The organism is Prevotella sp. oral taxon 313, from assembly GCF_003043935.1.
Lineage (GTDB): Bacteria > Bacteroidota > Bacteroidia > Bacteroidales > Bacteroidaceae > Prevotella > Prevotella jejuni.
Genome location: NZ_PYXE01000001.1, coordinates 2,432,040 through 2,446,896 on the forward strand (window position 1 = coordinate 2,432,040; position 14,857 = coordinate 2,446,896).

The 14,857-nt window shown below is 40.1% G+C and carries 14 protein-coding genes and 2 pseudogenes; 15 read left to right on the forward strand and 1 reads right to left on the reverse strand.

Annotated elements, in window-relative coordinates; genetic code table 11:
* Nucleotides 1–6: 6 nt before the first annotated feature.
* From AXF23_RS16595 to AXF23_RS09575, 15 genes and pseudogenes are all read left to right on the forward strand, one after another.
* A pseudogene (locus AXF23_RS16595) lies at nucleotides 7–192 on the forward strand (RHS repeat-associated core domain-containing protein); the annotation flags it as partial.
* 364 nt (nucleotides 193–556) lie between these two features.
* A complete protein-coding gene (locus AXF23_RS09520; protein ID WP_107625139.1) occupies nucleotides 557–1,042 on the forward strand; it encodes an Imm26 family immunity protein in 486 nt (161 codons plus the stop codon).
* Between the two features lie 620 nt (nucleotides 1,043–1,662).
* Nucleotides 1,663–1,917, forward strand: coding sequence for a hypothetical protein (locus AXF23_RS16100; protein WP_199222179.1), 255 nt, complete (start codon nucleotides 1,663–1,665; stop codon nucleotides 1,915–1,917).
* Complete coding sequence (locus tag AXF23_RS16520; RefSeq protein WP_304598328.1) at nucleotides 1,911–2,990, forward strand: RHS repeat domain-containing protein; 1,080 nt, start codon at nucleotides 1,911–1,913, stop codon at nucleotides 2,988–2,990. Before AXF23_RS16100 ends, AXF23_RS16520 begins: the two co-directional genes overlap by 7 nt.
* Nucleotides 2,991–2,995: 5 nt before the next feature.
* Entirely contained in the window at nucleotides 2,996–3,667 is a 672-nt protein-coding gene (locus AXF23_RS09530) for a hypothetical protein (RefSeq protein ID WP_107625140.1), read from the forward strand.
* Nucleotides 3,668–3,850: 183 nt separating this feature from the next.
* A complete protein-coding gene (locus tag AXF23_RS09535; protein ID WP_107625141.1) occupies nucleotides 3,851–4,249 on the forward strand; it encodes a DUF2750 domain-containing protein in 399 nt (132 codons plus the stop codon).
* Between the two features lie 226 nt (nucleotides 4,250–4,475).
* Nucleotides 4,476–4,553: pseudogene (locus tag AXF23_RS16485) on the forward strand (hypothetical protein); the annotation flags it as partial.
* Between the two features lie 63 nt (nucleotides 4,554–4,616).
* Nucleotides 4,617–6,785: an HNH/ENDO VII family nuclease gene (locus tag AXF23_RS09540; protein WP_233251273.1), complete on the forward strand. Its 2,169-nt coding sequence runs from the start codon at nucleotides 4,617–4,619 to the stop codon at nucleotides 6,783–6,785.
* Between the two features lie 12 nt (nucleotides 6,786–6,797).
* Entirely contained in the window at nucleotides 6,798–7,253 is a 456-nt protein-coding gene (locus AXF23_RS09545) for an SMI1/KNR4 family protein (protein ID WP_107625142.1), read from the forward strand.
* 104 nt (nucleotides 7,254–7,357) lie between these two features.
* Nucleotides 7,358–8,230: an RHS repeat-associated core domain-containing protein gene (locus tag AXF23_RS16525; RefSeq protein ID WP_107625143.1), complete on the forward strand. Its 873-nt coding sequence runs from the start codon at nucleotides 7,358–7,360 to the stop codon at nucleotides 8,228–8,230.
* A 3-nt stretch (nucleotides 8,231–8,233) separates the two neighbouring features.
* The gene (locus AXF23_RS09555) at nucleotides 8,234–8,794 is read left to right on the forward strand and encodes an imm11 family protein (protein ID WP_107625144.1); all 561 of its coding nucleotides are present in this window, start codon (nucleotides 8,234–8,236) and stop codon (nucleotides 8,792–8,794) included.
* A 146-nt stretch (nucleotides 8,795–8,940) separates the two neighbouring features.
* Nucleotides 8,941–10,572, forward strand: coding sequence for an RHS repeat domain-containing protein (locus AXF23_RS09560; protein WP_107625145.1), 1,632 nt, complete (start codon nucleotides 8,941–8,943; stop codon nucleotides 10,570–10,572).
* An 11-nt stretch (nucleotides 10,573–10,583) separates the two neighbouring features.
* Nucleotides 10,584–11,327: a hypothetical protein gene (locus AXF23_RS09565; RefSeq protein ID WP_233251274.1), complete on the forward strand. Its 744-nt coding sequence runs from the start codon at nucleotides 10,584–10,586 to the stop codon at nucleotides 11,325–11,327.
* A gap of 222 nt (nucleotides 11,328–11,549) precedes the next feature.
* Nucleotides 11,550–12,290: an RHS repeat domain-containing protein gene (locus tag AXF23_RS16490; RefSeq protein ID WP_255413677.1), complete on the forward strand. Its 741-nt coding sequence runs from the start codon at nucleotides 11,550–11,552 to the stop codon at nucleotides 12,288–12,290.
* Nucleotides 12,290–12,619, forward strand: coding sequence for a hypothetical protein (locus AXF23_RS09575; protein WP_233251275.1), 330 nt, complete (start codon nucleotides 12,290–12,292; stop codon nucleotides 12,617–12,619). The genes AXF23_RS16490 and AXF23_RS09575 overlap by 1 nt, the downstream gene beginning before the upstream one ends.
* Before the next feature lie 48 nt (nucleotides 12,620–12,667).
* Here the strand turns inward: AXF23_RS09575 and AXF23_RS09580 are convergent, their stop codons facing one another.
* Nucleotides 12,668–14,548 (reverse strand): IS1634 family transposase, encoded by a 1,881-nt coding sequence (locus AXF23_RS09580; RefSeq protein ID WP_107625146.1) that lies wholly within the window; start codon nucleotides 14,546–14,548, stop codon nucleotides 12,668–12,670.
* Between the last annotated feature and the right edge of the window lie 309 nt (nucleotides 14,549–14,857).

Below are 14,857 nucleotides of genomic sequence, written 5' to 3' on the forward strand. Positions count from 1 at the left end.
GACTTAATTCCTTTCCGCCAGTTAGATCAGTACGAAGACGAGGAGACTGGACTGTATTACAACCGCTTCCGCTATTACGATCCGAGGATTGGTAATTACATCAGCCAGGACCCGATAGGATTAGCAGGAAAGAACCCAACGCTGTATGGATATGTAGAGGATTGTAATACACAGATTGATCCATTGGGGGTAGACACATTTGGTGTTAATCAAGATGTTTATGCCCTTTATAATGAGGTTGACATTGTGAACGATATTCCGAAAGAAGGAGCTAAACCATATTATATTGGAATAAGCCAAAATTCAGATATACGTTTAAGACAATATACGAGCAATGGTAGATTCAATCCTAAAACTGATGTAAAAATAGATTTACATAAAGATATTGACTATGCCAAAGCAAGAGCATACGAACAATATTACATTGAGAAATATAAAACAATAGATAAAACAAATCCTAAAGCAAATCAACAAAATTCTTTCAGACATAATCGAACAGATGCAAGAGGAAAGGGTTTTGAAGCAGAATACAAGAAGATTAAATACCAATAGAATTATGAAAAAAGTTATTGTTTATCCTGGAGAAATATTTTGTATCCCCTTGTTTATGCCCAAAGATGATTGGAATTTAAAAAAGAAATTATCTGATGAAGACTTAGATAAAGAATTTGCATTTGGAAGAGTTATAGAGACGAGTTCTTCGGTTTTAGTAGAGATATTCAAAAAAATAGGTTCTGCTAAAACAAGTATAAACGAAATCGTAAACTCGGGTATTTTGTTTTCCCCATTACAAATATTTTGGGATGGTGTTATTAGAAAACGGTGGCGAATAATCGGCAAAACTGAAAACTACGATAAATATAAGCATTCAAATTATAATAAACTAAAAATGATATTTGGAATAGACGGTGCTTTTCGATTGAGAGATTTTGGTACGAAAAAAGAGATACCAATAACAAGAGAAGAATTTAACGGATATGAATTTTCAATAGTTTGGTTTCCTATTGATTTAGAGAATAGAATATTAAAGGCTATTGAGTAGAAATAACCCACCTCATTCAACAGTCCTTCTCTTTCGCCTTTGGCGACATATTGACGGTTATTTTTTGTATCTTAGCCATAGAAAAAAAACTTTTTTGCAAAAAAGTTCTTCTCAAGAACCTTTTTGGGAGGGTATTTTCGTTAAATGCGTAGCTACCTTTCGTATAGCCTTAAAGGAATATCAGAAGTTATGCGTGATGTGAATAGATAGCCAAGACGGTCTTGGCTGTCTGTTTTATTTATCCTCTGACACAAAAGAGCTTTTCATGTTAATGCTTCGGTAAAATGCAGATAAAATATTGAAAAATCATAACATAATTTCATATAAAACAACTACAAATAAAGACTAAAATGCGTGTAAAAGGAAAGGCTGCATCCCACAGTAAATCAATCAGTTAAGAAGTCGTAATATAAAGGTGCCTAGTAAGGCTTCAGAAGGGCGTTAGTTAGACCTCTAAAGGGCATCTATTGCAAGTCGATCAGGCGTCTTCTCTAAGCCAGAAGAGCATATATCGGTTTTAAGTTGTACGAAAATAGTTTACAGGTATCGGTTAGTATAGGGATAAGTTGTTTGTAGAAGACATAAAGATATGGTAATGGGTAGACATAGTATTTATTATCTTGGGTGATAATCTTCGTCTTCAGCAGACGCTTGACACAATAAACCGCAGAAGTGTCCGTTACGATTATGATACCTTCGGTTCTCTGTCAGGGGCTGTATATGGTGACGGGAGTTGTCAGTGGCGTAACCCAGATACAATGGGTAACGTGTACGATAGCCCTGACCGCACGACAGGAGTTATGGTTGTGGTGGACAGCTGCGTGAGGACAAGAAGTGGCGGTATTATTATGACAGCCATGGCAACCTTGTGCTGAAGACCATGCGCAGGTCGGGACCATCCCTTGAAACTGGAATGCGGGATGAGTTCCTTGCTTGGCAGAGCGGTGACTATGCCTATACGTGGCAGGGCAATGGTATGCTTAGGAGCGTAACACAGCCTGACGGAAAGACCGTAACGTTCAAGTATGACGCTTTAGGCAGACGCATTGAGAAGGTCTTTGACGGACGAGTGTATCGCTACTTTTGGGATGGTGATGTCATCCTGCACGAGTGGGACTATGCCGAGGCTGACCGTCCGAACACGGTTGTTACCGAGACTGGTGAGGTCACACTTGACAGACCAGAACCAGTTGAGAATCTCATCACGTGGGTTTACGACAGTGACAGCTATGTCCCTACTGCCAAGATTGTTGGTGACAAGCATTACAGTATCATCAGCGACTACATCGGTCGTCCCGTCCAAGCATACGATGATAACGGTAATATTGTATGGCAAGCAGACTATGACATCTACGGTAAGCTCCGCAACCTCCACGGCAGCAGGCGGTTCATTCCTTTCCGCCAGTTGGGTCAGTATGAGGACGAGGAGACTGGACTGTATTACAACAGGTTCAGGTATTATGATCCGAGAATTGGTAACTACATCAGCCAAGATCCTATAAGGTTGGCAGGAGGAAACCCTACGCTATATGGGTATGTAGAAGACTGTAATAAGTTTTTTGACTTATTTGGATTAGACTGCAAGGCAAATAAAAAGCAAGGCACATTAGCTGAAGACAAAATATACAATGATTTGCTACATAATTCAGATGTTATTGTTTTGGGACGACAAGTGTATATTAAAACGCCAGGAATAGGGAGAGGAAGATATTCCGATGTTCTTATCCAGAGCAAGAAGACTGGTAAAATTATAAATGTAGAGATTAAATCAGGAGGTGCTGTTAGGAGTACTTCGCAAATAAAGAAAGATATTTTGATAAATTCTGGAGGTGGAGTTTTCGGAAAGAACGCCCCCTTAGATATGAATGGTAAACCATTAGCGGATATGAAGACTTCAAATGTTACGTCAAGTGTCCGAAACGTTCCATTATGGGAAATTAATATGTAAAGAATATGGAAAAGAAAAATGTCATAAGCCAAATAGTAAATACGATTCGAGATGCTTTCGAGCAAGATGGGTTTAAATTGAAAGGTCCAAACAAGTTTGAGAAAAAAAAGGGAGACAGTTTATATATTTATGAGATTTGTGTGACAAAATCAAAGACATATTTTTCATTGCATCTTAGACTTAAGTTACAAAACAGAAGTATTTCCACTGATGTGAATAATGTTCTAAAAAAAGTATTGAAGGATCCTATTATAAAATATCCAACTAATTTCACTGACAAAGTAATAGATAGCATTGTCAAAGGAAGAACTACTAACAAAGATATTTATGGATTGACAGACTGGAGATTCTTTAAGGAAGACGAACAAACTTTGAACGAATTTAATGCAAAATTCTCTATTTGGTTTTCTAATTTTGAGAAATTGGAGGAAAAGGATAATTGGCAGACAGAATTATTACAAAGTGTCGATTATGCAAAGAGCTGGTTTACACTGGTTGATAATGATGCATATTTAATAAAGCATACTGATTATGTTGCAATGTGTTTATTAAAGAAGTTTAATAATGTAAAGGGAGTTGAAACAAAATATAAAGAAATCTATAATAGAATGAGAACTTTAGGTCAGGATACACAGGAATTAGAACTCTTCTATAGGTATTTATTCCAAGAGAATTAAATAAATGTAGAGCTTTTTGTCATAGTTTAAAAACTTGTAAATCATATTTGTCATACTGAATGCTTTTTAAAGGCTTTGATTATGAACATTCTAATTTACAATTAGCTTCATTACACAAACTTCAGCATAAATATGATAATTTTGGAAGATTAAATAAAAGAGTAAAAATAAAACTATGAGGTTATGGATGTATCTAAACAAGAAATTGAGGCAGTAATAAAATTGTCTCCAGAAAAACGTTATACATATTTCATTAAACGAATATGTGATTGGGAGCTAATTTGGACATTATATGAAGATGATTCTATTATTCTAAACGAAGGAAAAAATGGAGAATTATATATAATTCTGTTCCCATTTATTGATTTTGCTTCATATTATGTAACCAAAACAAAAGAAATGTCTGGCTCTCTGTGTAAAAGTTTTGAATTAGAAGAATTCCTTAATACAACTTTAGGAAAGCTACAATCGCATAATATAAATAAAGCGTTAATATTCCCCGTCCCAAATGGATTTGGGCTGAATGTTTCTGTAAGCAAACTGATAGAAGATATAAATAAGGAATTAGAGAATTATAAATAGAAGAACAAGAACATAACTCTTTTCTACATAGATTTAAGTGGGACCAACTTTGAGCTGATAGTGTATAAAATATTTACTATGGCATTTCAGTTTGATCTACAGAAAAGTTTTTATCTTTTTGTAAAATCTATTTATAGAAAGTTTGAAATTATGACTTTGCTCTCCTACTCGCCGAAACACTACATAAGAAAACATGATTGATAGTTGATTAGGAGTAAGTGTTACGGACGGGCATGGCGTTTGTGAAACATTCGCTTACGATGACTATGGCCGTCCACTGAAGCACAGGCATGCTGACGGGAATAGTACAGAATGGCAGCGTGACCGGCTTGGACGTATTACTCGTTATGCGGCTCCTGGACAAAGTATGATGCGCATCTCCTACGATGCCTACGACCTGCCTGTTGAAATTACCAGTGGCAACGAGCTGTGGACAATGGAGTACACTCCTATGGGTAACCTGCGCCGTCAGACACGACGGACGAGCAGTATGCGCATGGTCAGTGCGCTGAACTATGAGTATGATTCCTATGACCAGCTGAAGTTTGTCGAGAACGAACATGGCGAACGTTACTTCTTTGAACGTGACCTTAATGGTGAGGTGATTTGTGAAAGGGGCTTTGATGGATTAGAACGTCACTATATCCGTGACCTTGACGGCACGGTGATTACTACACAGCTACCTGATGGTACGGCTGTGCATCATCAGCATGACCAAGCTGGACGACTTACCTATAACAAGTACACCGATGGTAGCTGGGAGGCTTGGGAGTACGATAAGGCAGGACGGCTCACCAAAGCGTACAACAGGGACAGCGTGACGGAGTTCGTGCGTAATGCTTTGGGGCAGGTCATAAAGGAAACCCAAGACGGGCGTACTGTGGAACACAGGTATGATGACCGCTCCCGACTCTCACATATAGTAAGTGCATTAGGGGGGAATATTACCTACGGATATGATGCAAAAGGCTCTGTCAACCACATATCAGCTGGCATGTCAGGGCGGAAGAAGCCTTGGGAGGCGGATATAGCATACGACCGATTCGGGCGTGAAACGTCACGTATGATGCCTGGCCGTGTAGAGAACACGATGCACTATGACAGCATTGGCCGTCCTGCACATCAGCGTGTCCGTCATAATGGTCAAACGCTGTATGACAAGTCATATACTTGGGGTGATAATCTTCGTCTTTTACGAACGTTTGACACAATAAACGGTAGAAGTGTCCGTTACGATTATGATACCTTCGGTTCTCTGTCAGGGGCAGTGTATGGTGACGGCAGCAGTCAGTGGCGCAACCCGGACCTGATGGGTAACGTATACGACAGCCCCGACCGCACGGACAGGAGTTATGGGCGTGGTGGACAGTTGCGTGAGGACAGGAAGTGGCGGTATTATTATGACAGCCAGGGTAACCTTGTGCTCAAGACCATGCGCAGGTCGGGACCATCCCTTGAAACTGGGATGCGGGATGAGTTCCTTGCTTGGCAGAGCGGTGACTATGCCTATACGTGGCAGGGCAATGGTATGCTTAGGAGTGTAACACGACCGGACGGAAAGACCGTAACGTTCAAGTATGACGCTTTAGGCAGACGCATTGAGAAAGTCTTTGACGGACGAGTATATCGCTACCTTTGGGATGGTGATGTCATCCTGCACGAGTGGAACTATGCAGAGGCTGACCGTCCGAATACGGTTGTTACCGAGGCTGGCGAGGTCACGCTCGACAGGCCAGAACCAGTTGAGAATCTCATCACGTGGGTTTACGACAGTGCCGGCTACGTCCCAACTGCCAAAATTGTCGGCGATAGGCATTACAGCATCGTCAGTGACTACATCGGCCGTCCTGTCCAAGCGTACGATGATAACGGCAATATCGTTTGGCAGGCAGACTATGACATCTATGGTAATCTCCGTAACCTTCACGGCAGCAGGCAGTTCATTCCTTTCCGACAGTTAGGTCAGTATGAGGACGAAGAGACTGGACTGTATTACAACCGCTTCCGCTATTACGCCCCAAGTTCGGGCAACTATATTAGCCAGGACCCGATAAGGTTAGCAGGAAATAACCCAACGCTGTATGGGTATGTCCACGATTCGAATAATAGAGCAGATGTATTAGGGTTAAGTAAGTTTTGTCCCATTAAAGTTTTGGGAAGAAAGGTGTATCAAAACTCTACAGATTTTGGAGGAGGAGTTCCTAAATACGTTGATCCCATTGTAGGAAAAACTAATCCAACAGTGCAAAAATTACTGGATGCGGGTGCATCAAATTATGATTTGATGAGTAAAGGATATGCTCCTATCGGCACAGATGGAAAACAAGTAAATTTGCATCATGTTATCGGTGAAGAGCCTGGTCCGATGATAGAATTATTGGACAGTACTCATAAAAGATATTATAAGCCATTACATAGTTTAATCGAAGATGGTAACAGTTTTAGGAACAACAAATTACTTAAAAGGCAATACGAAAAGTTTCGTGGAAATTATTGGAAAGAAAGAGCAAAATCATTTAAACCAGATTATCATTAATAATAATATATTATGGACTATCTAGCAAGATTAAAACAAAGTGAAGATTTTGAATATTGGTTAGGAGCTGACAAGGAACAGATTCTTTATGTTGAAAAAGAACTAAATATTAAACTCCCAAAACACTACAAAAATTTCTTATCCCAGTGCGGTATGTGTAATTTTGGTGATGTCAGTATACTTGGAATAGCAAAAGATGAAAATACTGTTAGTTATTCGGTTGTGGAAGTTACTAAGCAGATGAGGTGTGAAGTAAATCTTTCTAACAATTTTATCGTTCTTAACTACGAAGTAGGCGAATATTTAACCTTATACAAAGTTTCTGCAGAACAAGAATTAGAAGATAATCCAATATATGGAGTGGAAATAAGGTATGATAGTACTGAAAAAATTGTTCTTGGAAGAATAGAAAAATTATATTCATCGTTTAAGGATTTCTTTGAGGATTTTATCGAATTAGGTTCTTAAACTTAACCTTCCCCTATCAATGCAGCTTTTAAATTATTCTTGGCCTGTCATCTTTTAGAGACGAAACAGTAGACAGACGCATAGAGAAGGTCTTTGACGGACGAGTGTATCGCTATCTTTGGGATGGTGATGTCATCCTGCATGAGTGGGACTATGCCGAAACTGATCGTCCGAATACGGTTGTTACCGAGACTGGTGAGGTCACACTCGACAGGCCAGAACCAGTTGAGAATCTCATCACTTGGGTTTACGACAGTGCCGGCTACGTCCCAACTGCCAAGATTGTCGGCAACAGGCATTACAGCATCATCAGCGACTACATCGGCCGTCCTGTCCAAGCATACGATGACAAAGGTAATGTTGTCTGGCAGGCAGACTATGACATCTATGGTAATCTCCGTAACATCCACGGTAGCAGGCAGTTCATTCCTTTCCGCCAGTTAGGGCAGTATGAGGACGAAGAGACTGGACTGTATTACAACAGGTTCAGATACTACGATCCGAGGATAGGCAATTACATCAGCCAAGACCCGATAAGGTTAGCAGGAGGTATGTCACTTTATGCATATGTCCACAATACTAACCGTTGGATAGATTTGTTAGGGCTTAGTGGAATGCCTAAAGGTGGTTGGAACTATGGTAATATGCCAAAGTTAGAAGGTTATCAATTACATCACGTCATACCAAAATCGATGCCAGAACACCCTACCATAAAAGCAGCGGGTTTTGACGTTAATAAACCAAGTAATTTGATTTATTTACCGATAGAAGATGGAATCCATTCAACAAGAAGCATTCATAATGGATGGAATAAAGCGCATGTCAATTACAATGCCGACATCAAGCAAAAGTTAAATGATCTTGTTAAATTCGGAAATGCTGATCGCTGGGGTAGGCAGCAGTATTTAGATGCAATAGAGAGTCTAAGAGAAGAAACAAGATTAGGTTTACGAAAAGGTGAAATTAAATGTTATTAAATTATGTATTATCAGTTAAGCGAGTTTTATAAAAGGGATATATATCTTCAATATGCAGAAGAAAATAGTATCCAATATAATGCCTTTGAAAAAGGAGAACGTATAGAAATAAAAAGTGAGATCTTCTATAAAGTTGACAAGATAGATGATTATTTGAATAACTACGATGTCTTGCCAACATATGGGACACCGTTAGTAAGTTCAAAGTTCGTAAAGTTGTTCAAAGGATATGAGGAAGATGTTCAATTTTTAAGAGTAAATATAAAAGATATGGATGGAAACACAAACAGGAATTTTTACATTCCAAATATTCTTAAGATAGTCCCTTGTTTAGATGAGGTCAGATCGGTCATTGAAACTAAAAGATATGGTTCTGCTGTTATAAAGATAATAAAACAATTATATATCGTTCCGAATTCAATTCGTAACTCTTTGATGGTAAGAATGAAAGAAAAGATCTCGTACATTATTGTTACAGAACAATTTAAAAAACTTTGTGAATCTGCTAATTTAAAAGGAATAAACCTTATAGAAGAAGGTTCTTCAGTTTATACAAATATCTAAAAAGATGAGGGTATGTCAAAATGCAAATATCATTTTGATAATCTTACAGATTAAAGGCTCTATAACGAACCGTGTGGAGAGGGAGGAATGATTACGGCCAAGGCTCATTATGACATCTGGACGGATGAGGAAATGAGCACTGCATCATGCGCAAGTATGACCGTATAGGACGCCACGTGCACGCCGAGAGCAGTCTTGGTGCAAGCATTGACTATTCCCACGATAAGGATGGCAACCTCAGTGAGATGAACAGCGAAGGATGGTCAGCCAGATGGCAGCGTGACAGGGTAGGACTGGAGACGGAGCGTGAACTTACAGGCGGAGTGCATATAAAGACACATCATGACAGCCTTGGACGTGAGACCTACAAGTCGGTGGGTGCACGCAATGTCGAGCAGTTCCGTCGCAGCTATACCTGGGGCATCGGCAACCGTCTTCATGCAACCGAGGACGGTCTTACTGGGCGTCGGGTCCGCTATGACTATGATGAGTTCGACAATCTTCTTTCCGCCGAGTACAAGCAGGGGAATGACGTGGAGCGTATCTACCGTATTCCTGACCGTATCGGCAACCTCTTTGAGACACGTGAGAAGGATGACCGTAAGTACGGCACGGGCAGCCGGCTGACGGATGACCGTGACTACTTCTATCACTATGACTGCGACGGCAACCTCGTGTTCAAGGAGTTCAGGACGCTGGACTGGGCCGGTGTGTCCGTTCCGCTCGGCGGGCAGAAGGCGCATATGAAGGAGGGGCTCGGCATAACCTTCCGTACCTTTGGTGCAGGATGGCGTTATGACTGGCAGAGTGATGGTATGCTGTCGAGGGTCGTCCGTCCTGACGGCAAGGAAGTGTCATTCGCATACGATGCGCTGGGCAGGCGGACCGAGAAGACCTATGGGGGTGTGACCACTCACTTCGTGTGGGATGGCAATGTGCCGTTGCACGAGTGGCAGGAGGTCTCTTCTGATGCCGGAAGGGCAGATGTCACTACCTGGCTTTTCGAGCAGGACACGTTCATTCCAGCTGCCAAGCTCGCTGCCAACGGCGAGAGCTTCTCCATCGTGTCTGACTACCTCGGCACTCCCCTGCAGGCATTTGACAATAACGGCAACAAGGTTTGGGAGCAGGAGCTTGACATCTTCGGCAGGAAGAGAAGGAAGGGCAACAATAATTCCTCCTTCATTCCGTTTAAGTATCAGGGTCAGTATGAGGATGTTGAGACGGGGCTGTACTACAACCGCTTCCGCTACTATGACTCGTGTACGGGTAATTACATTAGTCAAGATCCGATTAGGTTAAATAGCCGTATGTATAATTTCTATTCATATGTTTCTAATACAAATCATACTATTGATATTTTTGGTCTTGACTGGAATTATGTCTTGGTAAATTCTAAAGAGGAAACATATTACCATGGAAGAGCCTCTGAACAGCAAAAGTTACAGGATGTTGCAAGAAGGCATGCAGGGACTCAAGGTAAAGACGGAGTAAGATTTGGCGAAGGTGATACATTGAAGAGGAAGACACCAATAAACACAGACTATGATATTGTAAGAGGTATTGAGCAACGAGGAATTAGTGAAAATAAATTATTAGGAAGAAGAAATGAAAATGTAAGAGGAAATAAAATTAACGGTATTTCTGAGGCAAGACAAAAGACTATAATTGGTAAAAAGCGATTGGCTAATGCTGATAATTATCTATCAGGGAAAAAACCAAGTGAATTGCCTACTTTGGACGAATTAAACTACGATGATTTTAAAGGACACCATTAACTATAAATAATATGGAACATGATGAATTGATTAAATTAATATTTAAAGAATATAAGATGGCAGACAAGGATAAATATACAAATTTATTTCTATCAAGCCTTAGTACCCACTGCTTAGAATGGAGATGTGGACTTTCAGTCCTTGCAGTTATGCAAAGTTTTCCTTTTCATCATTTTCAAAGCCATCCTCTACCACCAAACTTTATATATTTAAGTGAGGAAGACAAGAATTTCGTAATAAAACGTACGCCTTGTATAATATGCTCTAACTATAAAGAAGAATTTGTCAATTCTAACAATCAAAATAGTAATGACTTTGGAGGCCTAATAGATTACAATCTATCTACATTTTATCAATATCTAAAGAAAACGAATACTATGGAGAATGTTCTTCCTAACGAAGATGACATTAATATTTTCCTACAGATATTGAGATACATACAGGAAATAGATTATAATGAGACTATCAAGAGAGGAATAACCTCTTTAATTAGTAAGATAAAAGGATTTGAAACCAATTTGTTTGAACTTCAACTACTTTTAGAGACCTTAGGATATTGTAGTATATTGGAAACAAAGGAACACAAAGGGCTGCTTCACCAATATACAAACTTATCAATAGCACCAAGAAAGAGACATAATTCAGACTGGCATTATCCTGTTGATTTTTGGACAGGAAAAGATGGTATAAATAAGAAAGCTTTGGATTATTGGTTTGGTCGTCATCTATCGGCGAAAGAGAATCAGTGTACCTGAGGCAGTAACGAGGAAAGGCTACTAAGTGGTCAACTTCAAACAAGTTACCTTAGGGCTAATAACTAAGAACACGCATTTCTTTGAGGTGGCAATGCGCTGCTGCACGAGTGGTAGGAGGTTTCTTCTGATGCCAGAAGGGCAGATGTCACTACCTGGCTCTTCGAACAGAACACGTTCATTCCTGCTGGCAAGCTCGCTGCCAACGGCGAGAGCTTCTCCATCGTGTCTGACTACCTCGGCACTCCCCTGCAGGCATTTGACAACAACGGCAACAAGGTATGGGAGCAAGAGTTTGACATCTTCGGCAGAAAGAGAAGGAAGGGTAACAATAATTCCTCCTTCATTCCGTTTAAGTATCAGGGGCAGTATGAGGATGTTGAGACGGGGCTATATTACAACAGATTTCGTTACTATGAGCCGAATACAGGAACTTATATCAGTCAGGATCCGATAGGATTGGTGGGCGGAAATCCGACACTATATGCGTATGTTGGAAGTCCTAACAACTGGTATGATATATTTGGCTTACGATCATTCGGACATGCTGTGGGAGATATTGGTGAGAAAGCTGTAATTAATGACCTTAAAAAGAACAATTATGAAATTATAGACGTAAAATACGGCTCTAACAAGGGTATTGATGTGCTTGCCAAGAATCCAAGTACAGGAAAATATGATGCTTTTGAGGTAAAGTCCTCTACGGTAGGGAAATTCAATCTTTCTAAAGACCAGCTGAAGCCGGAGAACTTTGTTAAGACACGAGTGAATAATGCTGTAGCAAATGGCAAAATTAATAAGAGAACTCGCAGGGATATCATGACTAATTTAGGGGATAGAAAAGTAGCCTATGTGGGTATAAAGCGTGGTGAAAAAGGGAAATTGTATGCAGATTCCATCAGGTATGAGAATTGGGATACAGAAGCAAAAAGACAACAAAAACTTAAAACAGGAGGACATCATTAATGAAAAAGAAAGTATTTGATCGACTTGTGGAAAAGGAACTGAAAAAATTCAAGAACTATGTGCTAGACGATGATGAATTCATGATAGAATTTCTTTCAAATATGTCTATTGATTTTGATAATTACATTACGCACGACACAGTATTTGGAGATTACTTTGGCATGCACTTCTACCCTTTCTGGCATAATCCCAACCAAGAGGACTTTACTGGCATTATCGATTCCTTTATGCTGGAATATATGGTTTGCACAATGTACACCCATGACCCAGAAAAGAAGTTTCGCTATATGTTGGTTGGCGCATCTTCTCTCTTTTTAGCCCAAGTTTAACACCCACTTTCGCCTAATCTAACTGTCACCGTGCTTTCATCGTTTTTCTTATGGGCTCTGTGTCCTACAAATTTTATTCTTTTTGAATGGTGAGTGTTTTAAGTTCAACTTATCGTATATCTGTTTTGCTTGTTTCGAAGGACTACTGCATTGGCGCATCTCGATGGTTTCACCTAATGGATTCTTCCCTTGTGTGGTGACAAGCTTTTGGGTGCTCATACGTCGTACTATCTCGGTCCAGTAACAGGATTCTCCTTCCCGTTTTAATTGACAACGGATGGTGTTTACCACCCAGTAGGCTAATAAACCGAAGAAAAGGTGTGCGTCGCTTCGCTCATCTTTCTGATGATAGATTGGACGGAGGTTGAGATCATTCTTTAGTTGTCTGTTCGTGCATTCTATCTCGCGAATGAGATTGTAGTATTCCCATGTCACACGCTCAGAAAGTGTCCTGACATTGCTGCGGAGGAAATAGACTCCATGACCAGATTCCATTGCTGAGAGGTCTTTTATCTCCCAGTCTACACGTAGCATCTGCTTGGGTTTCTTCTCATTTTTTATGTAGCTTATCTGGTAGAACTTCGCTATAGAAGGGTACTTCTGTATGGCACGTCCTGTACGTTCAACAACCTTTTCATAGGTTTTTGTTCCACCTTTCTTGGAAATTCCATCGTTTATCCTCTGCAGTTCCATCTCAAAACGCTCTCTCCAGACTCTGTTCATGGACGACTCTGTCATAGCTTTCGAAGGAGATGTTATTTCGAGATAATAATCCTTATCATCCTCTGTCTTAACCTCTTTCAGCGTTATCTTCTGCCGACGGGCATCCATTACCGTAACGCTCTTATTATCATCACTGAGCGTATAGTCTTTCATTTTCGTACGGGATACGCAGAGATAATTGTAACCCTTTTTCTTTATTAGCTCCAAGTTCTCTTCCGTGGCAACACCTGCATCCATGACAACGAGCGTATCCTTGATTCGTGATGGATTTCTCTTTGCCAGCGTATCAATCATATTGGGTAGAGACTTGGGATCTGCTGTATTACCCTCCAAGATTGAAGAATAACGTATAAAACCTTCTTTATTGATACATAATGCAAGTACAAGTAGCTTACAGTCAGAGCGTTTTTCTTTTGAACGACCGAACTTGGCTTTATCGCTATTACGCTTGCTACCCTCGAAATAGAAGTTGGTTAAGTCGAAGAGCATCAACTTGTTGTCTATATTAAAGAGATCGTCAGTAACGCTGCACAGATGACGCTCTAACTGTTCCTTTAGTTCATATAACTTGTCTGTGATTTTATACAGAGAATTGATTCCTAGTGTCCAGCCAGGAATTCCACTGCAAAGTTCTCCAGCAGCCGAGTTATCGCGCAAATAATAATAAGATGAACGTTCAGAAACTGCATATACCGTACGGACAATCAATGCTGACAAAGCCGTGTGTATCGTATTCTCCGTCCAGCCGTTTTTGCGCAGAAAACCCTCTAATTGCAGCTTGTCGATTGTCTGCTTGCAGAGCCACTCAGCACCGACATCCCTTGCGTCAGTATAGTTTGCCGTCTCAAGGTCAATATAGTTCTCATATTTTCTCAGCGACTTCTGCTCTTCCTTATTAAACCGATCGATTCCACCTTCTTTCTCCATACGGATCCACCATTCGTCAGCCTTTGCCTGTTCAATAGGAGTAAGTTCTTCAAGACGCTCTTTGAAAAGCGAGGGTGTATTTCTTGTTTTGAAGCGTTTGGTAAGAGCGTATGCAATTTTTCGAACCTGTACAGCAGTAAGTGAAGGTTCGAACCCGATGTTTAACAAAATTAGCGAATGTACATGACCCTGCACGTCACGATATGACTCCTTGATGCGATAATAAGGAGCCATGTCGCCTGTTACAGGGTTGAATCGTGTCTGTACATTTGCGTGCATGAGTGCAAAGTAACAAAATAATTTTGATATGGCTGTGTCCTACAAATCAGATTTTACTCCTCGTTACAATACCCTATGTTTGATTATCAATTATTTATCAAATTAATACTACACAAAATATCCCGAAAATTTATGAAAAATAATTTTGCCGGTTAAACTTGGGTTGGGTTTATTCGTTTCAAAAATACGCCCATTCACTATGAGGAAATATTTTTAGAAAATATATCTCATCTTTATGGGTTTATAAGTTCCAGATAAACTATTTAACCCAACTTTAACAGGCAAAATTATTTTTCATAAATTTTCGGG